Here is a 21,242-nt window from a genome sequence, read left to right as displayed (position 1 = left end):
GCGGACGAGGTTCCGGTGGCCCGTCCCAGCCCGTCCCCGACTGCCGTGTCCGGGCAGCCGGGGACGGGTCGGCGCGTCCACTCGAGCATCGGCCGCCCGCTCGCGCATCAGCGGGACAGCACCTCGCCGACGGCGTCGACGCCGTGGTCCAGCTCGGACTCGGTGATGACCAGCGGCGGCGCGATGCGCAGGGTCGTGTCCTGGGTCTCCTTGCACAGCACCCCGCGCTCCAGCAGCGCCGCCGTCGCCTCCCGCCCCGTCGGGCCCTCCGGGGCGATCTCCACCCCGGCCCACAGGCCGCGACCGCGCACGGCGTCGACTCCGTGCCCGACGAGCTCGCCGAGCCGCCGGTGCAGGTGCGCGCCCAGCTCGCGGGACCGCTGCTGGTATTCGCCGGTGGACAGCAGGCGGACGACGGCCCGGCCGACGGCGCAGGCCAGCGGGTTGCCGCCGAAGGTGGACCCGTGTTCGCCCGGTCGCAGCACGCCGAGGACGTCTCGGCGCCCGACCACGGCGGACACCGGCACGATCCCGCCGCCGAGCGCCTTGCCCAGGGTGTAGAGGTCGGCGCGCACCCCGTCGGCGGCGCTGGCGAGCAGGTCTCCGGTCCGGGCGAGCCCGGACTGGATCTCGTCGGCGATCAGCAGGACGCCGTTGTCGTCGCAGAGCCTGCGTAGCCCGGCCAGATATCCCGCCGGGGGCACGATCACGCCCGCCTCGCCCTGGATCGGCTCCACGAGCACCGCGGCGGTGTGCTCGGTGATCGCCTCGGCCACGGCCTGCGTCGAGCCGTACTCGACCACGGTGAAGCCGGGGGTGAACGGGCCGAAGTCGGCGCGGGCCGTCGGATCGGTGGAGAAGGAGACGATGGTGGTGGTGCGGCCGTGGAAGTTCGAGCCCGCGACGATGATCTCGGCGCGGTCGTCCGGCACGCCCTTGACCTGATACGCCCACTTGCGGGCGACCTTGACGGCGGACTCGACGGCCTCGGCACCGGAGTTCATCGGCAGGACCAGCTCGGTCTCGGTGAGTTCGGCCAGCTCCCGGCAGAACAACCCCAGCTGATCATGGTGGAACGCGCGGCTGGTGAGCGTGACCCGCCCGAGCTGCTCGACCGCCGCGGCGACCAGGTCGGGGTGTCGGTGGCCGAAGTTCAGCGCCGAGTAGCCGGCCAGCAGATCGAGGTGACGCCTGCCGTGGACGTCGGTGACCCAGGCGCCCTGCGCCTCGGCGATGACCACCGGCAGCGGGTGATAGTTGTGCGTGCTCCACTGCTCGTCGAGGGCGATGAGCTCGGCGGCGGCGAGTCCCGTCCGGCCGGTGCCGCCTGCCGCGGAGTGCCTCTCGGTCGATTCGGTCCCGGCCGGACCGGGCGCCGCGTTCTGAGTGGTGGCCGTCATGGGCCTCAGGCTAGAGGCCGGACGGCCGAATATCAGTGCGCGAACGCCGCGTGCGGTGCGCGGTCCGTTGCGTAGTCCGCCGTCCTGGCGGCGTCTTGTTGTGCACGCGGGGTGCGCGCCGGAGATCGTCTCCGGCGGGGACCGGTGATCCGTCGGATGCGGCCCGGCGGAGCAGGCGGCATCGACGTCGAGGACCGCGGGGAACGGGCGTGGCCGTGTCGCCGCCGATGTCGACGTCCGCAGGCGGGCCGGGTACGCCCAATCTCTTCACATTGCCAACACATCCCCCTGTCAGGTAGCCACTCAACGGGTGAGGATCGCCGCGTCGGCGTCACCGACTGTCGGTGTGTTCGGCGGCTGATCGCTGCCTGCCCGGGTGGTCCTTGGTCCAGACGGTCAGACCTGGCGGCGGTTGCTTCCTCCCCGAATAGGCGCGTGGTACGTAGTGATCTCACGTATCTACTCGGAGGTAACCGTGCGTCCTGCTCGCATGACCGGCGTCGTCGCCGGTGCGTTGATCGCCGTCGCTCTCGGGGCGCCCGCGGCGTCGGCCGAGGAGACCGTCCCCGCCGCCCCCGTCGACTACGTCGCACTCGGCGACTCCTACGCCTCGGGAACGGGGATAGGCGACTACCACTCGGGCAGCGGCTCCTGCCTGCGGAGCCCCGGCGCGTATCCCGAACTCTGGGCGGCGGCGAACGACGTCTCGTCCTTCACCTTCGCCGCCTGCTCCGGCGCCGTGACCGACGACGTCGTCACCGGGCAGCTCGGCGGCCTCACCGCCGACACCGACCTGGTGAGCATCTCGATCGGCGGCAACGACGCGGGTTTCGTGGAGGTGATCACCCGCTGCACGCTCCTGGGCACCGCCGGCTGCCAGAACGCCGCCGCCGAGGCGAACGAGTACATCCAGACGGAGCTGCCCGCGAGGCTGGACGCCACCTACGCGGCGATCCGAAGCGCGGCGCCGAACTCCTCGGTGGTCGTGCTCGGCTACCCGCGCCTGTTCCACCCCACCGGCGCCTGCGTCCTCACCGAAGGGGCACGGGCGGCGTTGAACGCCACGGCCGATCTGCTCTCCGAGGTCACCGCGGGGCGGGCCGCGGCGGCCGGCTTCGTCTACGCCGACGTGCGATCCCACTTCGACGGTCGCGGGGTCTGCGCGAGCACGCCGTGGATCAACTCGCTCGCCTGGCCGATCACCGAGTCGTTCCACCCGAACGCGGCCGGGCACGCCCAGGCCTACCTGCCCGCCTTCACCGCCGCCGCGCCGAGTTCGCCCGCCGTCCTGGCGGCAGGCTGACCCGCGCCGTCCGCGGCCGGGCGCGGCGATCGTTCCCGACGTTGCGTCGGGCTCCGCCGATCGGAGCCCGACGAGGGCGAACCCGACCGGCCTGGGCCGTTACCGCCTTCGGGCGGCACGCTGCCGGCCGGCGGCGGCCCCGACGCGGGCGCCGCCGGCCTGCCGGGTGGGCGTACCTCAGATCTCGGCGAGACTGATCAGCCCGTCCTGCAACGCCCTGGCGAGGAGGTCGGTCTTCGTCGAGGCGGGCCTGCCCGCGTGCTCGTACTTGAACCTGATCCGCTCCAGATAGGAGCTGACGGTCCGGGCCGAAAGCTGCAACTCCGTGGCCACCGAGGACTTCGAGCGGCAGCGGAGCCAGGTCCGGAGGACGTCGACCTCACGGGGTGAGAGCGTCGGGATCGCCACCACGGGCAGCTGTGCGGTGGTGCCGCCCCGTGCCGCCAGCCGGGTCGCGCTCACCAGCTGGCCCCTGGTCACCCGGCGGGGCAGACACCGCACGCTGGCCGCGTCGGTCTCGGCCCACGGCCAGTTGCCCGCGTGCAGCAGGACTCGTCGTCCCGCCTGCGCCAGCCGACGTACCTCGGCCGCGCGGGCCGTCGGCTCCCCGTGTTGGACGCCGAACAGCACGACCTCGGCGCCCTGCCCCGGACCGCTCCAGGCGATCGCCGGGTCGGGACCGGCCGCCACCACCGCGATCGCGGGGCTCGCCACCTGATACCAGGCCGCGAAACCCGCGGCGATCGCGGGCTCGTCATGGACGATGACCACGGTGATAGGAGCATTCGTGTTGACGACAGCAGTCTCGGACACCCGCGCCTCCCGGCCGCATCGACATCGCGGCGCGCGGAGACTCGTCGTCCCCGTCCCGTCCGCGAAACACGGTGTGAACCCGTGTTGGACGCGGACGGTAAAGACAGGCGGTAAATAATCGGCTGGTGTCGGCGGTATCGACTGCGCCCGACGGCGGCCCGTCGTTCGACCGTCGGCCCGGTGGGCGGCAGGACGCGCCGTCGCAGTCGTCGTCGGTCGACGCTCGTCGGGCGCGGCCGACGCCGTCGTCGGGACCGTGAGCGAGCGGCCCGCCCGCGCGATCCGGCTGCCGCCGACCGGCCCGTGCCGATCACGACTCGACGGTCACCGACACCTCGGGGCCGTCGAAGCACAGCATGTCCGCCGCGGGCCCGGCCTCGGCGAACGGTGCCGCGAAGCTCCACGCCACGTCGTCGACGCGTCCCGAGTCCGCCCGGAAGTGGAAGTAGCGAGCCCGCCCCTTGTAGGGGCAGATCGTGACGGTCTCGGAGGGGACGAGATGTTCGGTCGCGACGTCCTCGGCGGGCAGATACCAGCGTGCGGGCAGCCCGGTCTCGAACAAGGCGACGGCCCCGGTGGTGTCGGCCATCGGCACGTCGCGGACGCGCACCGTCACCCGCCTGCTCGACCTGCGTGCGTCCACTCGGTGGAACGGATCGCGCGGGTGCGTCGGGAGCCGCTCATCCTCTTCGAACCAGGCGTCGAGGCGGTCGTGATAGAAGGCGATCAGCCCTCGGAGATCCGGACTGCCCGCCACCGGGTCGGGGTAGGACCATCCGGCGTCGCGGACCGTCCGATCGCCGACCCGCAGGTGCCAGTACCGCGCATCGCCCTTGAACGGGCAGTGCGTCCGGTGGTCGCTCTCGACGAGCACTCCGGGTGCGACGTCCTCGATCGGCAGGTACCACTGCGGCAGCAGCCGTGTCTCGTGGAGCATCCTGGCTCGGACGGTGTCCACCACCGTCCGGCCCGCGAACTCGCCGCGAATCCTGCGGTCCAGCTGGTGCACGTAGAGCACGTGCCCCGGCGCCGAGGCGGTCAGATCGAAGTTCAACTCGCCGGCGAGCGGCTTCGCGAAGGGACCGTCGCCCATGGTCAGTGACATGTCACCGACGATAGTGATCGACGGTCCGCCTGTCCGGACTCCGCGACGGCGGATCGCGGCCCGGCGGCGGCCTGGGCGGTGCCCGCCCCGGCGGCGTCTCATCGCGGCGCCCGACGCACCACGGGCGCCGGGCGCCGCGGTGATCAGCCCTCCTCGGTCGCGCTCCTGTCACTCGCGTGGGCACGCAGGGCCGCCAGCGCCTTGTCGGCATGCACCGACATGCGGATCTCGCTCTTCACCACCGCGAGTACCCGCCGGTCGACGTCGATGACGAACGTGTGCCGCTTGATGTCCATCGGGCCGAACCGGCGACGCACGCCGAAGAGCCGTGCCACGTCGCCGTCGGCGTCGGAGAGCAGGGGGTAGTCGAACGAGTGCTTCGCGGCGAACTCCTGCTGTCTGTCCACGGAGTCGCCGCTGATTCCCACCCGTACCGCGCCCAGCTCACCGAACTCGGCGCCGAGGTCGCGGAAACGGCAGGCCTCGGACGTGCAGCCGGTGGACATCGCCGCCGGATAGAAGAACAGCACGACCGGCCCGCCCGCGAGCAGTTCGGACAGCGTCCTCGGCGTGCCCTGCTCGTCGGGAAGCGTGAAATCGGGTACCAGGTCTCCGGTGTTCACCTGTCGACTCGCTCTCTCTTCGGTGGCAGCGGCACGAAACCGCTTGCGGTGGCGACGTAGCGGGCATAGCCGGAGCGGCGCATGAGCAGTCGTCGTTCCAGCAGCTGCCTCCTGCTGCCGCGAGACAGCAGGAGGCTCAGGAGCAACGGGGCGGGCAGGGTCAGCAGGGCAGGCAGGCCGTGGCAGGCCAGCAGGAACAGCCCCCACCAGACGGCGGCGTCGCCGACGTGGTTCGGATGGCGGGTGTACCGCCACAGCCCGGTGTCCAGCACCCGGACGGAGTTGGCCGGGTCGGCGCGGAACCGGGCGAGCTGGTGGCCGCCGATCGTCTCGAAGGCGAAGCCGAGCAGCCACACCACCGCCCCGGCGATCAGCGACGGCGTGGACCGCTCGGCGAAGAACTGCCCGACCTGGACCGGGGCCGACACCACCCAGAGCACCAGACCCCGCGGCAGGTACACCGTCCACAGCAGGCGCAGGCGCGGACCGCCGACGGCCCGATCCCGGATCGCCGCATAGCGCCGCTCCTCGGGCCCGCCGCGCGACCGCCGGGCGAGGCGCGTCGCCAGGCGCAGTCCCCAGCAGACCGTGAGCCCGGTCAGCAGCAGCCGGACCAGCAGGTCGCCATGGCCGTGCGAGGACACGAGCGTGATCAGCGCGATCACCACGAAGCCCGGTCCCCAGACGACGTCGATGCCGTCGTGGCGTCCGCGGCGCAGGCCGATCAGGAAGGCGCCGAACACCAGGGCCGCGAGGACGCCCGCGTTCACTCCGAGCGTGATCAGCAGCGCGTCGACCGCATCCTGATTCATGACGTGAGCCGCCGATCCGGAGTCGTCACGATGAGGGCACCGCCTCTCGGGCCGGTTCCGCCTCGATGACGGGGTGCGGAAGCAGCCTGCCGCCCGGCCGGGGCAGCCGATGCGACGCGGCGGCATACGCGCGGTATCGGCCTTCGCCGAGGTGGTCACCCGTCGTGAGGTGGGCGACGGAATCGTAGAGCCGATCGTCACGCGGACGATAGACCTGGAGCCACACAGTCACCCGATCGGTGAGCACGGCCCGATGAGCGGTGTCACGACGCGGCGTCCGGCGGCCGAATCACGCGCGTCGCCCGCGCCGGGGCGACGCGCCGGCCGCCGGGGGTTCGACGCCTTTCCGTGACGGGCGCGGTCCTGGTGCCCTGTGGTGCGGTGCGGCTGCTCGGCGGGCCGTGTGTCCTGCCCGTCTCCACTCGTCTCGTCGTCTCCTCGTCGAGACGGGACGCCGATCGGTTCGGCCTCGCGCACGGCCGCGCCGAGTCGTCGGGCACCGCCGTCCTCGGTCGCTCGGACCAAGGGCGGTCATCCGCGAGCCGGCGCCGCACTCACCGGCGCCGCGCCAACCCGTCGCCGCACGCACGGGTGTGGCGGGCGGGCCGGAGCAGAACGATCGACGCGGGCGGTCGGGCCCACAGCCGCCGGGGCGACAGATCCGACGGACCGACCCCTGGGCGCCCGGACCGGGCCCTCCTGCGCCGGATCGTCCTGTGTCGAGTCCTCCTGTGCCGACTCACCCGGCCGAGTCCGGCTGTCCGGGCGGGGCGGCGGGTCCGACGGTGGCGGCCGTCGGACCCGCCCGGAGCGCGCCCGTGCCCGGGCGTCGTCGATCGGGGCGGCTTCAGAGCACGTGCTCGACGTACCGGGCCGCCGTGAGTTCCGCGATCTCCATGGCGTCGGCGTCCCAGATCTCCTGATTGAAGATCTCGACCTCGATCGGTCCGGTGTAGCCCGCCTTGTCGACGGCCTCGCGCATCCGCCGCAGCTCGATGCAGCCGTCGCCCATCATCCCGCGACCCAGCAGCACACCCGCCGGCAGCGGCGTGATCCAGTCGCACACCTGGAAAGCCGAGATGCGCCCCTCGGCTCGTTCGATCGCCTGATAGACGGTCGGGTCCCACCAGATGTGATAGGTGTCCACGACCACGCCGACCTGTTCGGCGGGGAAGCGGCTCGCGAGGTCCAGTGCCTGGCCCAGCGTGGCGACGACGCAGCGGTCGGAGCAGAACATCGGGTGCAGCGGCTCGATGGCCAGCCGAACCCCGCGCTCCCCGGCGTAGGGGGCGAGCTCCGCCAGTGAGTCCAGCACCATCGACCTGGCGCCGTCGACGTCGCGGCTGCCGTCGGGCAGTCCGCCGGAGACCAGCACCAGCTCGGGGACGCCCAGTTCGGCGCACTCGTCCACCGCCGCGCGGTTGTCGGCGAGGTCCTTGATCCGCTGATCGGAGTCGGGCGAGGTGAAGAAGCCGCCTCGGCACATCGAGGTGGGAGTCAGTCCGGCCTGCCGGAGCAGCGCTCCGGTCTTGCGTAACCCGTATTCGGCGACCGGTTCGCGCCACAGCCCGATCCCGGGGATCTCCGCGCGCAGACAGGCGCTGACGGCCTGTTCCATTCCGGCGTACTTGATGGTCGCCTGGTTGAGGCTCAACCTGCTCAGATCGCTCATCGCGGCACTCCGGCCAGGTCGAGGAAGCGCCGCATCCGGCGTTCCGCCAGTTCGGGGTCGGGGAGCAGGCCCGCCTCGTCGGCCAGCACGTACAGCCGGGCCAGGTGCGGGACCGAACGGGCGCTCTCCAGCCCGCCGACCATGCGGAAGTGCTGTTGATGACCGGCCAGCCAGGCGAGGAAGACGATGCCCGTCTTGTAGTAGTACGTGGGCGTCCCGAAGATGTGCCGCGACAGCGGGACGGTGGGCGCGAGGATCGCGTCGTAGGACTCGACGTCGCCCGCGTCCAGCCTGCGCAGCGCGGCGGCGGCCGCCGGGGCGATCGCGTCGAAGATGCCGAGCAGGGCGTCACTGTGGCCCTGCTCGTCGCCCTTGATCAGCTCGGGGTAGTGGAAGTCGTCGCCCGTGTAGCAGCGGACGCCCTCGGGCAGCCTGCGCCGAACGCCGATCTCCCGATCGGCGTCGAGCAGCGACATCTTGACGCCGTCGACCTTGTCGGAGTGCGCCTTGATCACGTCGAGGAAGACCTCGGTGGCCACGTCGAGGTCCGTCGAGCCCCAGTAGCCGGTGAGGGCGGGGTCGAACATCGGGCCGAGCCAGTGCAGGATCGCGGGCGAGTCGAGCTGCTCCAACAACGTCGAATAGACCCGGTGGTAGTCCTCGGGGCCGCGCGCCACGGCTGCCAGGCGCCTGCTCGCCATGAGGATCACGGTGGCCCCCGCATCCTGAACGACGGCGGCCTGCTCGACGTAACCGGCGATGACCTCGTCCAGGCTGGTGGCCTCGTCGCGGACCTGGTCGGTCCCTACCCCGCAGGCCAGCAGGCCGCCCAGTTCCCTGGCCTCGGCCCCGCTGCGGCGGATCAGCTCGGCCGCGGTGGGCCAGTCCAGGCCCATGCCGCGCTGCGCGGTGTCCATCGCGTCGGCCACTCCGAGGCCGTGAGCCCACAGGTGCCTGCGGAAGGCCATGGTGGCCTCCCAGTCGGGCCGGGCGGGCCTGCCGGGGGTGTTGTCGGCGAGGGGATCGGCGACGACGTGCGCGGCCGCGTAGAGGACACGGCTCGTCGGACTGGGGCCTCTGGCGTCCAGGGCGCCCGTCGATCTGGGGACGTAGTCGAGGAACTCACCGGTCGAGGTGGGCAGCTTCAGAGTCACAGGGTCCGCTCCATGTCCACGTCGTCAGACGCCCCGCCCCGGAAGACGACCGAGACAAAGGCTATAGAAAGCGCTTACTGTGACCGTAAACTAAGCGCGCCAGTACACGCTGTCAATAGCCTGCGCACCGCGTGGACGAGCGGGCACTGTTCGTGATCGGAGGTCGAGCGTGGCGCCGACGTTGGTCGATGTCGCCGCGAGAGCCGGGGTTTCCACCGCCACCGTCTCTCGTGTGCTCAACGGCAACTACCCGGTCTCGCCGGGAACGAAGGCTCGGGTGCTCGCAGCACTGCACGAGCTCGACTATGTGGTCAACGGCCCGGCCCGGGCCCTGGCGGCGGCCAGTTCGGACATGCTCGGCGTCATCGTCAACGACGTCTCCGACCCGTTCTTCGGCATCCTCTCCAGCGGGATCCAATGGGAGGCGGGCGGAGCCGAGCTGCTCGCGGTGATCTGCAACACCGCGGGATCGCCGGAGGACGAGCTGAAGTACATGCAGCTGCTCCTGCGTCAGCGGGCCAGGGCGATCGTCCTCACCGGCGGCGGCCGGGAGGACCCCGACCACGCCGAGCGGGTCGCGCAGCTGATCCGACAGTGCCATGAACGTGGAGCCCGCGTCGTCTTCTGCGGTCGCCAGGCACCGCCGGACAGCGAGGCGGTCAGCATCCTCTTCGACAACAGGGGCGGCGCCCGAGCGCTCACCCGGCATCTGCTCGCGATGGGGCATCGCCGATTCGCCTACGTCTCCGGACCGGAGGCCAACACCACCACCACCGCGCGGGCCGCCGGGCACCGCGACGCGCTGCTGGCCGCCGGGCTCGAACCGGAGGACGGGGCCGCCCTGCACGGCGACTTCTCCCGTGCCTCCGGGTTCGCCGCCGGGATGGAACTGGTGCGGCGCGGGGTGGACTGCACCGCGGTGGTGGCGGGCAACGATCTCACCGCGCTCGGGGTCATGGCCGCGCTACGGGAGCAGGGGGTGCGCGTGCCGGAGGACGTCTCGGTGGCGGGCTTCGACGACCTCCCCGTCGCGATGGACGCGGCGCCGGCGCTGAGCACGGTCCGGCTGCCGCTGCGGGAGGCGGCGGCACGGGCGGGCAGGCTCGCCATCGGAGCGGACGACATGCCCGGGCCGGACGGGCTCGTGTGGCTGTCCTCCGAGTTGATCGTCCGGGAGTCGGTGGGCCCGCCGGGACGAGGACTCGCGTCGACCGCGCGGCTGTGATCGAGGCCGAGGCCGCCGATGCGCGGCCGCGCACGGGCGCCTGCCGCACGACAGGCGAGTGGTGCGGAGAGGCGGCCGCCGAAGCGGACGGGGCCCGGGGTCGGCTCGCCTCGTCCGGCGGCGCGACGCAGGCGGGGCGGCCGTCGTCGTCGGATGCCGTGTCGTCGGCACGGGCCGCACCGGGCGGCCGGAAGACGGCGCGTGCGACAGGCCGGGCGGCGCGGGGTCGGCGGGGGCGGGTCGGCGGCGCCGCACCGGCGATCGACGTCCGTCGCCGGGCGTCGTGGCCGGCGGGGGACCGGGCGCCGCACCGGCCGCGGCGGGGGCGACGCCGCGCATCCGAACGGGCGTCCGCGGCGGAGCCGCCGTCGGCCCCAGGGCGGGCCGGTGGGCCGCGACGGAGTCGGGCCGTGCCGCGGCGAGTCGGGGTCCGCGGCCTCCGCATCGTCGGGGTCGTGCCCGCCTGCCCGTCCGGCGGCGACTCGCCGACGTGCACCGTGCCGCGCTCTGCCGTCGGCGACCGGACGTGCGGGCGTCGTGCTGTCACCCGGCGAGCGGAGTTCGTCCTTCGGCGAAGCGGACGGGATCGCGGCGCCGCCGAAGCGGGGAGTCGATCGCGGGCGACCGTCGGTATTGCCGGTGGTCGCGGCCACGGCGGGATCTCGCGGCCCCGCTCGAGATTTCCAATCACCACGCCCCGCGCCCGATCGCGGTGGGTAGGCAATGCCTTGCCGATAGCGATGGGCCGTGCGCGCGAAACCGGGCTTGTGTGCTGAAGCACAAAGTCCTCGCGAGGTGGCGAACCGGTCACCGAGTCCGGTTGTGAACGCGCGGAGACCGGTCCGGCAATGAAGATCGGCTTATGTCGCCCGCTTTGTCTGTGCCTGCCTGTCGCTCATTTGGCTACTCGTCTTGGAGTAACGCCGGACTGCTCTCGTCACGTCGGATCTTTGCCCGCCGGGTGGGGATGCGCGTGATCCGGCGGCCTCGTTTGATCGTCACTGGATGTGCGGGCGGGTCGGTTACTCGCCCGCGTCCCGGCACTGGTGCTGGCCGAGCGTTGTCCTACTGGTGCCGGGACGGGCGCTGCTGGAATCTGGTTCAGCTCTGCTTGTCGTAGGCCTCGATGACCTCCGCCGGGATGCGACCGCGATCGGAGACCTTGAGGCCCTGCGTCCGGGCCCACTCCCGAATGGCCTGGTTGCGCTCCCGGTCGGCCTGTCCGGAGGGCGCGCCCGCGACCCGGCCGCGACCCGGCCGCTTGCGGCCGCCGGTGCGGCGAGCGTTGTCCATGAACGGGGTCAAAGTCTCGCGGAGTTTGTCGGCGTTGGTGGTCGAGAGGTCGATCTCGAACTCCATGCCGTCAAGTCCGAACTTAACCGTCTGCTCGGCGACGGTGCCGTCGATGTCGTCGAGTAGTTGGACGGTGACCTTCTGCGCCACGGGGACTCCTTAAATGTTCGTCTGTCATTCGGATGCCTATGCGTTGACCGTGAGGTCCGCGCGCGTCAAGGTATCCCACTGACGACAATCATAAACATGGTCGGGTGCAGATGTCGCTTCACCGCTTGTCTAAGCCCGCTATCGGGGTCGTCACACGCCCGCCGGGCGGGTGTGGCTATAGGTCGCTGAGACGGCATACTTCCACCCTGCTCAGCGTGGCGGCGGCGGTTTCGGTCGCCCCGGTCGATTAGGTTAGAATCAGGGACGTCGCCGCAGGTCGTAAGCGGCGGCTACGTGGTACCACGGGAAAGACTAGGTGATCATGGCCGAGCGTGTCTGCGTCGAACTGGTTGACGACCTCGACGGAGAGCCTGCCCAGCACACGGTGCAGTTCGCCTTGGACGGGGTTAACTACGAAATCGACCTCTCCGAACGCAACGCTACTTCGCTGCGCGAACTGTTGGCTCCCTATATCACGCACGGTCGCCCGGTCTCGCACCGCGTCGAGGCGGCGGACCCTGCGCAGGAGCGCGTCGAGCGCAAGAAGGCCACCGATCAGATCCGCGCGGTGGCCCAGCGCTCCAAGGAGCAGCACCGGGCTCGCCTGGAGGCGGCCGCGGCGGCCAGAGAGGCCGAGGTCAAGCGGGTCGCCGAGGAGCGGGCGGCCGCGCGTGGCGAGATCCCGCTGGACGTGTCCGCGTTGAATCTCGAGGTCGCCAAGCCCGCGCAGGAACCTGTCAGGCAGGAGGAGAACAGCAAGCCTGCGGTGTCTCTTCCCCGATTCAGCTCCGCGAGCAACTGATCGTGTTCCGGGCGGGGGCCGTCGCCCTCGCCCGGAGAAGAATGCCGCCTGTTCCAGCGTGCCGCGCCGCGCAGGCCGCCGCGTGATCTCCCGTGCCGTCGACGACGGTCGGACGACCGGCGATCGCTCGCCGCGGGAAAGAAGCCGCGCCTCGTTCGGGATCGTGCCGTCGCCGGACACCGCCGTCGACACCGGGGGCGTGAGACCGGCTCTCCGGCGGTGAAGGCGCCGGCTGCTCTCTCACTCGATATGTGCGTTCTTGTCACTCTTGTGTGGACATGATCGGCCGTAGCGCCGGTAAACGGTCACGATCTCGTCCATTGCGGACTGACTAGCCGCGTCCGATCTCACTCGGACAAGTGATTGCAGGCTTCCGTCGTCCGCGGACCGTCTTCTCCGGAGCCCGTGCGGGCTCGCCGGATCGGCGGCGGAGACCGCGGCCGGTGCGGCGTGCTCGATTCTCCGGCGGGCCCCGGGTGTGCGGTCGTGCGCGGTCCGGTTCGGCGAGCGGGGTCCTCGGCTGGGGCGCGGGCGGCGGTGGGCACGCGCGCCACGGGAGCGTCCGGGCGGGGTGGCGTCGGGCCGGCTAGGCGTCGACGTGATCGCCGCGGCGTGCCGTCGCCGATCGGGAAGGGCGCGGCCGTGAGGCGGCTCCGGGGACGGCGGTCTCGGGCGGCAGGGGACGAATCCAGCCAGGTGCCGGGCCGCGCGCCGAACATGTCCCGGCGCGGCGAGGTCGCGGCGGTCAGGCCTCGCTTCGCGTGCCGGGGTCCGCCTTCGGCGTGCTGGCCCGGATCACGACCTCACCCCGCACCCGTCGCGTCCGGGGCTCGTCCGGATCGGGATCGAGCACCAGGCTCACCGCCATGGCGCCCAGCTCTTCCAACGGGACGCGCACCGTCGTCAGCGCGGGCGTGACGTCGCGGAGGGTGGCGATGTCGTCGAAGCCCGCCACGGCCATGTCGTCGGGCAGCCTGCGGCCGAGGTCGCGCAGCGCCGCCATCGCGCCGACCGCCATCACGTCGTTGACCGCGAAGAGGCAGTCCACGTCGTCGCGCCTGCTCAGCAGCTCGCGCAGGGCGTGATAGCCGCCGTCGCGGGTGAAGCCGCCGTGCACCACGAGTTCGTCGGGCAGCTGGGCGCCGTGGTCGGCCAGGCCTTCGCGGAACCCCGCGAGGCGGTCCCGGGCCGTCATCAGCTCCGCCGGCCCGCCGAGCACGCCGAAGCGGCGATAGCCGCCCTCGTAGAGAGCGCGGGCCAGCGCTCGTGCCCCGGCGTGGTTCTCCAGGGTGATCGTGTCGACCTCGATACGACGCTGGCTGATCATCGCCACCCGACCGCCCGCGGCCTGGAAGCGGGCCAGCTCGTCGGCCAGCCGGTCCTGGAGGGCCTGATCGGTCACGCGGCTGCCCGCCAGCACCACGGCCTGTGCGCGCTGTGCCCGCAGCGCGGCGACGTACTCCACCTCGCGCTCCGGCCTGCGCAGCGTGCTCGCCATCGTGACGATCAGGCCGTTGTCCTCGGCATGCCGCATCACGCCCGCCGAGATCGACGAGAAGTACGGATCGGCGATGTCGTGGACGACGAGGCCGACGACGTTCGTGTGGCCGCGTGCCATGGCTTGCGCCTGTGCGTTCGGCGCGTAGTTCAGCGCCTCCGCCGCCTTCATCACGCGGGCCCGGAGGTCCTCGCGGACCTTGCGCGGGCTGCCGTTGAGCACCCTGGACGCGGTGGCCAGGGACACCTCGGCCGCCCGCGCCACATCGACCAGCGTCGCGATGCCGGTCGACGGTTGATCGAACATCAGAGGACTCCTGCCGTGGCCGACCCTGCGCCGATCACCGGCCTTGCCAGGCAGGGTGCGCTTTTCATTCGCAAGCGTAGGCAGGCGCGTCTGGATGGGTCAAGCCACGGCCTTCGCCTCGGCCCGCGTGTCCTCGCGGGCGTCTCGCGGGCCGGGTGTCCTAGGTGTGTGCCGGTTGGTTAGTTGGTGGTGATGCGGTTTCCGGTGGTGGGGTGGAAGAGGTGGGTGTGGTCGGGGGTGGTGAGGGTGGCGGTGACTTGTTGTCCGATGGTGGGTGGGGTGCGGGAGTCGACGCGGACGATGAAGCGTTCGGGGGTGTCGGCGGTGGTGGTGCCGTAGACGTAGGCGTCGGCGCCGAGTTCTTCGACGAGGTCGACGGTGAGGGTGATGCCGGGTTCGGTGGTGGTGAGGTGGAGGTTCTCGGGGCGGATGCCGATGGTGATGGTGTCGGTGTCGAGGGTGGTGCGGGTGGTGGTGGTGAGGGGGATGGTGAGTCCGTCGAGGTGGGCGCCGTCGGGGTGGAGGGTGGCGGTTTTGAGGTTCATGGCGGGGGAGCCCATGAAGCCGGCGACGAAGGCGTTGGCGGGGGCGTCGTAGAGGGTGCGGGGGGTGTCGCATTGTTGGAGGAGGCCGTCTTTGAGGACGGCGACGCGGTGGCCCATGGTCATGGCTTCGACCTGGTCGTGGGTGACGTAGATGGTGGTGGTGTCGAGGCGTTGTTGGAGGGCGGCGATGTTGGCGCGGGTTTCGACGCGGAGTTTGGCGTCGAGGTTGGAGAGGGGTTCGTCCATGAGGAAGACGGAGGGTTCGCGGACGATGGCGCGGCCCATGGCGACGCGTTGGCGTTGTCCGCCGGAGAGGGCTTTGGGTTTGCGGTCGAGGTAGGGGGTGAGGTCGAGCATGCGGGCGGCTTCGTCGACCTTGGCTTTGATCTGGTCTTTGGGGATGCGGCGGAGTTTGAGGGCGAAGCCCATGTTCTCGGCGACGGTCATGTGGGGGTAGAGGGCGTAGGACTGGAAGACCATGGCGATGTCGCGGCCTTTGGGCGGGGTGTGGGTGACGTCGCGGCCGCCGATCTGGATGGCGCCTTCGTCGATGTCCTCGAGTCCGGCGAGCATGCGTAGGGCGGTGGACTTGCCGGAGCCTGAGGGGCCGACCAGGACGAGGAACTCGCCGTCGGAGATCTCCAGATCGAGCTGGTCCACGGCCTTGACCGGGGGCGTTCCCGCGAACACCCGCGAAGCACCCCTGTAAGCCACATCGGCCATCGCGATTCTCCTTAGTCGGCACACGCGCCGCGCGCGGGCCCAGTCGATGAGGCCGGGCGCCGGAACGGACTCGCCGCGCAGACCCGACCTTGGGTGAGAAAGCGCTTACGACCGTAGGAGTGCGGTGAGTCACTGTCAATGAAGGTTGGCCGCACCAGGCCACTGTTAGTTCAGTGGCCAACGAAATGGACGGTTCCTCCGCCGCGTCCGTCGAGCAGGCAGACTCACGGTGATCGACTGGGTCAACAGGCCTGACCCAAGCATGAAAATTACTCACTGTAGCGGATCGGGCAATAATTGGCTACCTTGGGTGATCGGAACCGAAGGAGTGTGGTGACCACGATGGCCTACGAATCCGCTGCCGGGGCGCGATGAAGATCGCCGTGCTCGACGTCGGCTCGGTGGCGGCGAAACTGGAGCTGCTGGAGTGTCGCCCCGGGGTGCCGCCCGTGATGACCAGGATCGTCCGAGTCAGCACGCGGCTGGCCGAGTTCACCACACGCGACGGAGAGATCCTTCCCGACGGTCTCGAGCGCGTCGCCGAGGCGGTGCGCCGCTGTGTGGTCGCGGCGGGCGAGCTTCGGGTCACCGCGCTGCTCGCCTACGCCACCTCGGCCGTGCGCGACGCCGTGAACCAGGAGGCGGCGAGCAGTCGCATCCGCGAGCACAGCGGCGTCGAACTCGCCTTCCTGCGTCCGGAGGACGAGGCCAGGCTCTCGTACTTCGCGGCTCACCGTTGGTTCGGGTGGTCCTGCGAACAGCTCACGCTGATCGACATCGGCGGTGGCACGATGGAGCTGGCACTCGGCGAGACCGAGGAGCCGAGCCTGGCCGCCTCGCTGCCGCTGGGCGCCGCTCGCCTCACCCGGGAGTTCCTCGCCGACTCGCCCTCGGTTCCGAAGACGGAGCTGCTGACCGCGCACGTTCGCGAGGTGCTCGAACGTGCGTTGCGCGGCCCGCGCCGCAGGCTGACCGGCTCGACGCGCTTCGTCGGCGCGTCCAAGATCCTCACCCAGCTCTGCAGGCTCGCCTCGGGGACGGGGCCCGGCCGGGAGCCGAGGCCGCTGCTGCGCGCCGATCTACGCCGGTGGATTCCGCCGCTGGCCCGCCTTGATCCCAAGCATCGCGCGGTGCTGCCCGGCGTCTCCTCGTCACGCTCGGCGCAGATCCTCGCGGGCGCGGTGGTGGCCGAGACGGCGATGAGCCTGTTGGACAGCGACCGCCTCGACATCTGTCCCTGGGGCTTGCGAGACGCCATCCTGCTGCGGTTGGCCGATGCCCACCGGCTGGTTCCCGATCTGGTGGAACAGTGGACCGAGGAGGACGAACTCGCACGGGTGCTCGGCGTCAGCCTTCCCGTCGTCTCGCCGACCGTCGTCGGCGCCCCTCGGAGGTCGATGGAGGCCGCGGGCTCGATGACGCTGTCGATCCGGCACGGTGCCGAGCACGCGGGCCGGGTCACCGAGTAGCGGAGGTACGCGCCGGGTTCGCGCAGGCGGTGGCCGGGGTGCGTCGTGGCCGCATCGACTGATGCCTGGCGGGCTTCGGCGCACCGGGCCGCCCGGCGCCTCGGGTGTGTCGCGGTCGAGGCCGCGGCCGGGAACGGGTTCGACCGGCCGAGACCTCCGCCGGTCGAGGAACCCCGTCTGAGAAACCCCGTCGACCGAGATCGTCAGTCGAGACCTCTGTAGACCGTGGGCAGGTCGGCCCGTTGAATCTCGTCGTCGTCGGTCGGGAAGCCCGCCTCCCGGCCGTCGGTGGAATCGGGCGAGGACTGGTCTCCTCGGCTGCCGCCGCTGCCTTCAGCGGTGGGACGAGGCTGCGGAACTCCCTGCGAGGCATGTCCGAACATCGCGATCCCCTTCTGGTGGCACTCGCGACCTGCCTTGTCGCGCTCGCCAAGGTCATCTGATCGCGATTCTTCGCCGGTTACCCCGTCATCGCCCGCTCAATCTCGCGTCGCGATGAGCACGCTCTCGACCTCGGTGACGATCCGAGGTGCCAGGACGGTGGATGCCCTCGATCCTCGGTAGCCCAGGTCGTGCAGCACCCGGAGCACCTCGGAGGGGCACCGGCCGAGCCGTTCGGCGACGCAGTAGGCGCGTTCTCCACCCGATCCGGCCGGGCTCGCCGCACGCTCGGGCGAAGGTCCACCTGTGGAGTCACGAGCCTGAGCCCGCGAGTGGCGATCGGCCATCGCTGCCCTCCTGACCGGTCTCGGCTGGATACCAGGACTGCATCGTCGCTCCCCACCAGACTGCATCGGTCGAGTCGCACCGCGCCACCACCAGCCGGCTTCTCCACCGATCTAGTGACGCGCGGCCCTTCTCCTCACGCATGGTGATCGGTCGGGATGTTCCGTGTTTGACCGGCGCGGAAGCAGATGCGGCGGTACGGCCTGTGCCGATCTGTCGCCGCTTCCCGCGTCATCGTGCACACTTTCGAGGTATTTCGGCCCATCGCGCGCGACGGAGTGTGCCGAGTGGGCGGGACTCACCCTCCGCCACCGTATCCGGACGGTCGCCGCAGTCTTCTCGTCGCCGCCCCGCGTCGCCGCCGTACCGACCTGTGCCGACAGAGCTGCACCAGAGCGGCAGGACCCCCAGAGCGGCAGGTGTCCCCAGAGCGTAGGGCACCCCGCGAGCAGCGGGTTGCCCCGAGAACGGCGAGCACCCAGAGCCGCGGGGCGTGTGCGCCGACCGGACGCACCGCGGCGCGCCGTTCGGCCCAGACGACGCTCGCGCACGTTTGACCGCGGAGGCGTCCGGGGACCAAGGCCGCCAGTCGAGACGTTCATCCCGATACCGAGGAGGCCGGTGTGAACACCGTGCTGACCATCGCCGTCGTCGTCGTCCTGATACTCGCCGCCCTCGTGGCGGGGTTCGTCCTGCGAGAGCGGCTTCGGCGGGCACGCCTGCGGCGTCGGTTCGGGCCGGAGTACGAACGGCTGCTGGCGGAGTCTCCGGACCATCGTGCGGTGGAGCGTGAACTGACCGAGCGGGAGAGGCGCCATGCGGACTTGAACGTCCGGCCTGCCTCGGCCGAGATGCGACGGCGTTACACGCACCGCTGGACCGAGGTCCAGGGTCGATTCGTCGACTCGCCCGGGCCGGCCGTCATGGAGGCGGATCGGCTGATCACCAGCCTGATGGCGGAGCGGGGCTACCCGACGGAGGGCTATCGGCAGCAGGTGACGGACCTCTCCGTCGATCATGGGAGGAGCCTCGAGCACTATCGCGAGGCACATCGCGTGCTGGAGCGCGGCGTCGGGGGCGAGGCGGCGACCGAGGACCTCCGGCTCGCGATGCGGCACTACCGCGCGCTCTTCGAGGACCTCCTCGGCGACGAGCAGGCAGGCCTGCCGAGTGACGGCGACGCGACCGCCGTCCCGTCGCCCGACCCGGCTCCCGCTCCACGCCCCGAGGCCCGACCGACGGATGCCCGGCACCCCGCCTGACGGCCGGCCCCGCGACACCAAGAGCAGGCCGTGCGGGTCCCGCAGGCCGCCTGAATCGAGACGGAGGCGATGATGCGCCGATCCCAGGATGACGCACCGCGACGCGAGTCGACGACGGAGCCGCCTGCGCGGGCCGCGATCGCACGGGACGACGTCGCGATGCCCGCCGCCTCGCCCTCGGACGAGGGTCGCATCGGGGCGGATCCCGGCGGGGCGCCGTCCGGGCGGATGGTGCCGACCGAGCCGGCGGTCCCGACTGAGCAGGGAGTGCCGACGGAGCAGGAAGTGCCGACGGAGCAGGGAGCGCCGACGGAGCAGGGAGCGCCGACTGAGCAGGGAGTGCCGACGGAGCAGGAAGTGCCGACTGAGCAGGGAGCGCCGACTGAGCAGGGAGTGCCGACTGAGCAGGGAGTGCCGACGGACGAGACGACGCCGACGGAGCGGCGGGAGGAGCCGCGGCCGCCGGGGCTCGGACGCAGACCGGCGCGTGGCGGGAGGCAGCCGGTCGACTCGGCTCCACCGATCGCGGACTACGCCGCCGGCCGCCGCGTGCAGGACGGCGCCGCCCAGGCGGCGCTCGTCGACCCGTCGCCGGGCCTGCCCCTCGACGCGCCCGACCCGGCCGCGGTGGCGGCCGGACAGACCGCCGTCACGGACGCCGCGGCAGGCATGCCGGATCGGTCGGATGCGGCGGGCCGGGACGACCCGGCGCGGCTGTTCGCACCGGAGGAGCAGGGCCGCAGGCAGGCGCAGTGGCAGGACCTCCAGGTCTCCTTCGTCGACGACCCGCGACGTGCCGTGAGCGACGCGGACGCCCTGGTGGTCGACGTGCTGGACTCGCTGCGCGACGCCGTGGAGGAACGGCGTGGCGAACTGCGGTCCCGCTGGCAGCGGGACGGCGAGGTGCCCACCGAGGATCTGCGCCTGACCTTGCGGCGTTACCGGTCGGTCGTGCGGCAGCTCCTCCGGCACTGACGCGGTCGGGCCGCCCTCGCCGTCGACGACGGCCCAGCACGGCCGGGCCGTCGGCCGTGGGACGACCCGACGGGCCGCGACACGCTCCCCGATCGCGCTGGGACACCCGAGCCCGTGGTCAGTCCGCGCGCCGTGGCAGGCGGTCTGCTCCGGACCCGCCGAGGTCGCACGGGGGCGTGGTCGGCGCGCGGGCGGCCCGCGGTCCCCGGCTCTCGTCATCAACCCGTCACACCGGCTCAAACGCCGGGCAACGGCGTCGGGCCACCCTGACGGCACGGCCGAAAGGGGAGTCCCATGACGCGCAGCCTCAGCACACCTGTCCCGGACGACGCCGAGTCGCTCCTCGGCGGCGCGCTGGTCGTTCCGCCGCCCGAGCGGTTCGGGTTCCCCGCCGACCTCACCGCCGGGCCGGGGGTCGGTGTGGTGGCGCCCTTCGACTTCGCCGTGGATCGCGAACTCTGGCGGTGGGTCCCCGACGAGGTCTCGCTCTACCTGACCCGACTGCCGTTCGCTCCGCCGCCGACGGCACGCGAACCCGCCGTGGCGCTCGCCGAGCCCGCCGCCGTGGCCGAAGCACTCCGCGACATCCTGGTCCCCGAGCCGTCGGCGGTGGCCTACGCCTGCACCTCCGGCAGCTTCGCGGCCGGTGCGGCGGGTGAGCGCGGGCTGCGTGCGGCCATGGTGGCTGCGGGGGCTCCCGCGGCCGTCACCACCTCGGGTGCGCTCGTCGAGGCGCTGGACGTCCTCGGGCTTCGCCGGGTGGCCGTGGCGGCGCCGTATGTCGGGGCCGTCACCGAGCGGCTGCGGGGTTTCCTCGGCGAGCACGGGTTCGACGTGGTGGCCGAGCGGAGTCTGGGCCTGGTCGACCGGATCTGGCAGGTCTCCTTCTCCGAGGTCGTGCGGGCGGTCCTGGCGGTGGACAGCCGCGATGCCGAGGCGGTCTTCGTGAGCTGCACGAACGTCCGGACCTACGATCTGATCGCTCCGCTGGAGGCCGCGATCGGCAAGCCGGTCCTCACCGCCAACCAGGTCACGATGTGGGCGACGCTGCGCGCCGTCGGCGTCACGGCGCGGGGCGCGGGCCGACTGCTCCTCGACCACGTCGCCTGAGTCGTCCGGCCCCTTCGCGGCCCGCCGATCGCGGTCCGCGGCCCCCGGCCCGGCTGATCCGGTCCGGCTCGCCCTCGGTCGGCCTCCCGCGCCCCCGGGCGGGCCGGCGCCTGCTCCGGTCGCGGCCGCCGCGGGCGTCCGGTCCGGAATGCCGGTCGCGGGCCGCCGGCGATCGAAGGCACGGGACCCGGAAGGCACGGGCCTGTCCGGCGGTCCTGTCTCCGGTCGCACCGCCTCCGATCGCACTGTGTCCGGATGCCGGTGACCACGCGGCCG

The 21,242-nt window shown here is 71.8% G+C and carries 19 protein-coding genes; 7 read left to right on the top strand and 12 right to left on the bottom strand.

From position 1 onward, the window contains the following. Positions 1-107: 107 nt before the first annotated feature. Positions 108-1,400 carry an ornithine--oxo-acid transaminase gene (gene rocD / locus AHOG_RS21625; protein WP_093942980.1) on the bottom strand — a complete coding sequence of 431 codons (1,293 nt, stop codon included), beginning with the start codon at positions 1,398-1,400 and terminating at the stop codon, positions 108-110. Positions 1,401-1,890: 490 nt separating this feature from the next. Between rocD and AHOG_RS21620 the strand changes: the two genes are divergently transcribed. Beyond that, positions 1,891-2,703: an SGNH/GDSL hydrolase family protein gene (locus tag AHOG_RS21620; RefSeq protein WP_093942979.1), complete on the top strand. Its 813-nt coding sequence runs from the start codon at positions 1,891-1,893 to the stop codon at positions 2,701-2,703. Positions 2,704-2,880: 177 nt separating this feature from the next. Here AHOG_RS21620 and AHOG_RS21615 read toward each other — a convergent pair whose 3' ends face one another. From AHOG_RS21615 to AHOG_RS21580, 6 genes are all read right to left on the bottom strand, one after another. Next, positions 2,881-3,516: a helix-turn-helix transcriptional regulator gene (locus AHOG_RS21615; RefSeq protein ID WP_157736975.1), complete on the bottom strand. Its 636-nt coding sequence runs from the start codon at positions 3,514-3,516 to the stop codon at positions 2,881-2,883. A 310-nt stretch (positions 3,517-3,826) separates the two neighbouring features. Continuing rightward, positions 3,827-4,621, bottom strand: coding sequence for a DUF427 domain-containing protein (locus tag AHOG_RS21610; RefSeq protein WP_093942977.1), 795 nt, complete (start codon positions 4,619-4,621; stop codon positions 3,827-3,829). Between the two features lie 143 nt (positions 4,622-4,764). Beyond that, positions 4,765-5,244, bottom strand: a complete 480-nt coding sequence (locus tag AHOG_RS21605) for a peroxiredoxin (RefSeq protein ID WP_093942976.1) — start codon at positions 5,242-5,244, stop codon at positions 4,765-4,767. Then, entirely contained in the window at positions 5,241-6,056 is an 816-nt protein-coding gene (locus AHOG_RS21600; RefSeq protein WP_093942975.1) for a DUF1295 domain-containing protein, read from the bottom strand. Before AHOG_RS21600 ends, AHOG_RS21605 begins: the two co-directional genes overlap by 4 nt. An 847-nt stretch (positions 6,057-6,903) precedes the next feature. Continuing rightward, positions 6,904-7,728 carry a sugar phosphate isomerase/epimerase family protein gene (locus tag AHOG_RS21585; protein ID WP_093942972.1) on the bottom strand — a complete coding sequence of 275 codons (825 nt, stop codon included), beginning with the start codon at positions 7,726-7,728 and terminating at the stop codon, positions 6,904-6,906. After that, positions 7,725-8,882, bottom strand: coding sequence for a dihydrodipicolinate synthase family protein (locus AHOG_RS21580; RefSeq protein ID WP_093942971.1), 1,158 nt, complete (start codon positions 8,880-8,882; stop codon positions 7,725-7,727). Before AHOG_RS21580 ends, AHOG_RS21585 begins: the two co-directional genes overlap by 4 nt. 169 nt (positions 8,883-9,051) lie before the next feature. Between AHOG_RS21580 and AHOG_RS21575 the strand changes: the two genes are divergently transcribed. After that, positions 9,052-10,107 carry a LacI family DNA-binding transcriptional regulator gene (locus AHOG_RS21575; RefSeq protein ID WP_093942970.1) on the top strand — a complete coding sequence of 352 codons (1,056 nt, stop codon included), beginning with the start codon at positions 9,052-9,054 and terminating at the stop codon, positions 10,105-10,107. A 1,101-nt stretch (positions 10,108-11,208) separates the two neighbouring features. On the opposite strand, the gene AHOG_RS21570 is transcribed toward AHOG_RS21575, so the two are convergent. Beyond that, on the bottom strand, positions 11,209-11,550 hold the full coding sequence (locus AHOG_RS21570; protein ID WP_075742219.1) for a histone-like nucleoid-structuring protein Lsr2: 342 nt from the start codon (positions 11,548-11,550) through the stop codon (positions 11,209-11,211). 322 nt (positions 11,551-11,872) lie between these two features. Between AHOG_RS21570 and AHOG_RS21565 the strand changes: the two genes are divergently transcribed. Further along, positions 11,873-12,352, top strand: a complete 480-nt coding sequence (locus tag AHOG_RS21565) for a histone-like nucleoid-structuring protein Lsr2 (protein WP_093944676.1) — start codon at positions 11,873-11,875, stop codon at positions 12,350-12,352. A 745-nt stretch (positions 12,353-13,097) separates the two neighbouring features. On the opposite strand, the gene AHOG_RS21560 is transcribed toward AHOG_RS21565, so the two are convergent. Together AHOG_RS21560 and AHOG_RS21555 are read right to left on the bottom strand one after the other, a co-directional pair. Then, complete coding sequence (locus tag AHOG_RS21560; RefSeq protein ID WP_093942969.1) at positions 13,098-14,156, bottom strand: LacI family DNA-binding transcriptional regulator; 1,059 nt, start codon at positions 14,154-14,156, stop codon at positions 13,098-13,100. A gap of 179 nt (positions 14,157-14,335) precedes the next feature. After that, entirely contained in the window at positions 14,336-15,424 is a 1,089-nt protein-coding gene (locus AHOG_RS21555) for an ABC transporter ATP-binding protein (protein WP_093942968.1), read from the bottom strand. Positions 15,425-15,795: 371 nt separating this feature from the next. Here AHOG_RS21555 and AHOG_RS21550 point away from each other — a divergent pair, with 371 nt between their 5' ends. After that, positions 15,796-16,893: a Ppx/GppA phosphatase family protein gene (locus AHOG_RS21550; RefSeq protein ID WP_093942967.1), complete on the top strand. Its 1,098-nt coding sequence runs from the start codon at positions 15,796-15,798 to the stop codon at positions 16,891-16,893. 203 nt (positions 16,894-17,096) lie between these two features. On the opposite strand, the gene AHOG_RS21545 is transcribed toward AHOG_RS21550, so the two are convergent. Together AHOG_RS21545 and AHOG_RS28835 are read right to left on the bottom strand one after the other, a co-directional pair. Beyond that, positions 17,097-17,276 carry a hypothetical protein gene (locus AHOG_RS21545; protein ID WP_093942966.1) on the bottom strand — a complete coding sequence of 60 codons (180 nt, stop codon included), beginning with the start codon at positions 17,274-17,276 and terminating at the stop codon, positions 17,097-17,099. A 96-nt stretch (positions 17,277-17,372) separates the two neighbouring features. Then, positions 17,373-17,621, bottom strand: coding sequence for a hypothetical protein (locus AHOG_RS28835; protein WP_157736973.1), 249 nt, complete (start codon positions 17,619-17,621; stop codon positions 17,373-17,375). A 621-nt stretch (positions 17,622-18,242) separates the two neighbouring features. On the opposite strand from AHOG_RS28835, the gene AHOG_RS21540 reads away from it, so the two are divergent. From AHOG_RS21540 to AHOG_RS21530, 3 genes are all read left to right on the top strand, one after another. Then, on the top strand, positions 18,243-18,881 hold the full coding sequence (locus AHOG_RS21540) for a hypothetical protein (RefSeq protein ID WP_211290471.1): 639 nt from the start codon (positions 18,243-18,245) through the stop codon (positions 18,879-18,881). 393 nt (positions 18,882-19,274) lie between these two features. After that, positions 19,275-19,856, top strand: coding sequence for a hypothetical protein (locus tag AHOG_RS28830; RefSeq protein ID WP_157736972.1), 582 nt, complete (start codon positions 19,275-19,277; stop codon positions 19,854-19,856). Positions 19,857-20,150: 294 nt separating this feature from the next. Then, the gene (locus tag AHOG_RS21530; protein WP_169725895.1) at positions 20,151-20,966 is read left to right on the top strand and encodes a maleate cis-trans isomerase family protein; all 816 of its coding nucleotides are present in this window, start codon (positions 20,151-20,153) and stop codon (positions 20,964-20,966) included. Positions 20,967-21,242: the final 276 nt, after the last annotated feature.

Source organism: Actinoalloteichus hoggarensis (assembly GCF_002234535.1).
Lineage (GTDB): Bacteria > Actinomycetota > Actinomycetes > Mycobacteriales > Pseudonocardiaceae > Actinoalloteichus_A > Actinoalloteichus_A hoggarensis.
This window is presented reverse-complemented; position numbering and strand designations above follow the sequence as displayed.

What these genes read in the sequence shown, in the direction of transcription:
- AHOG_RS21600 (WP_093942975.1), bottom strand. Translation starts at nt 6,056, where the DNA reads ATGAATCAGGATGCGGTCGACGCGCTGCTGATCACGCTCGGAGTGAAC.
- AHOG_RS21545 (WP_093942966.1), bottom strand. Translation starts at nt 17,276, where the DNA reads ATGTTCGGACATGCCTCGCAGGGAGTTCCGCAGCCTCGTCCCACCGCT.
- AHOG_RS21550 (WP_093942967.1), top strand. Translation starts at nt 15,796, where the DNA reads ATGAAGATCGCCGTGCTCGACGTCGGCTCGGTGGCGGCGAAACTGGAG.
- AHOG_RS21560 (WP_093942969.1), bottom strand. Translation starts at nt 14,156, where the DNA reads ATGTTCGATCAACCGTCGACCGGCATCGCGACGCTGGTCGATGTGGCG.
- AHOG_RS21585 (WP_093942972.1), bottom strand. Translation starts at nt 7,728, where the DNA reads ATGAGCGATCTGAGCAGGTTGAGCCTCAACCAGGCGACCATCAAGTAC.
- AHOG_RS21620 (WP_093942979.1), top strand. Translation starts at nt 1,891, where the DNA reads ATGACCGGCGTCGTCGCCGGTGCGTTGATCGCCGTCGCTCTCGGGGCG.
- AHOG_RS21610 (WP_093942977.1), bottom strand. Translation starts at nt 4,621, where the DNA reads ATGTCACTGACCATGGGCGACGGTCCCTTCGCGAAGCCGCTCGCCGGC.
- AHOG_RS21530 (WP_169725895.1), top strand. Translation starts at nt 20,151, where the DNA reads ATGACGCGCAGCCTCAGCACACCTGTCCCGGACGACGCCGAGTCGCTC.
- rocD (WP_093942980.1), bottom strand. Translation starts at nt 1,400, where the DNA reads ATGACGGCCACCACTCAGAACGCGGCGCCCGGTCCGGCCGGGACCGAA.
- AHOG_RS21565 (WP_093944676.1), top strand. Translation starts at nt 11,873, where the DNA reads ATGGCCGAGCGTGTCTGCGTCGAACTGGTTGACGACCTCGACGGAGAG.
- AHOG_RS28835 (WP_157736973.1), bottom strand. Translation starts at nt 17,621, where the DNA reads ATGGCCGATCGCCACTCGCGGGCTCAGGCTCGTGACTCCACAGGTGGA.
- AHOG_RS21555 (WP_093942968.1), bottom strand. Translation starts at nt 15,424, where the DNA reads ATGGCCGATGTGGCTTACAGGGGTGCTTCGCGGGTGTTCGCGGGAACG.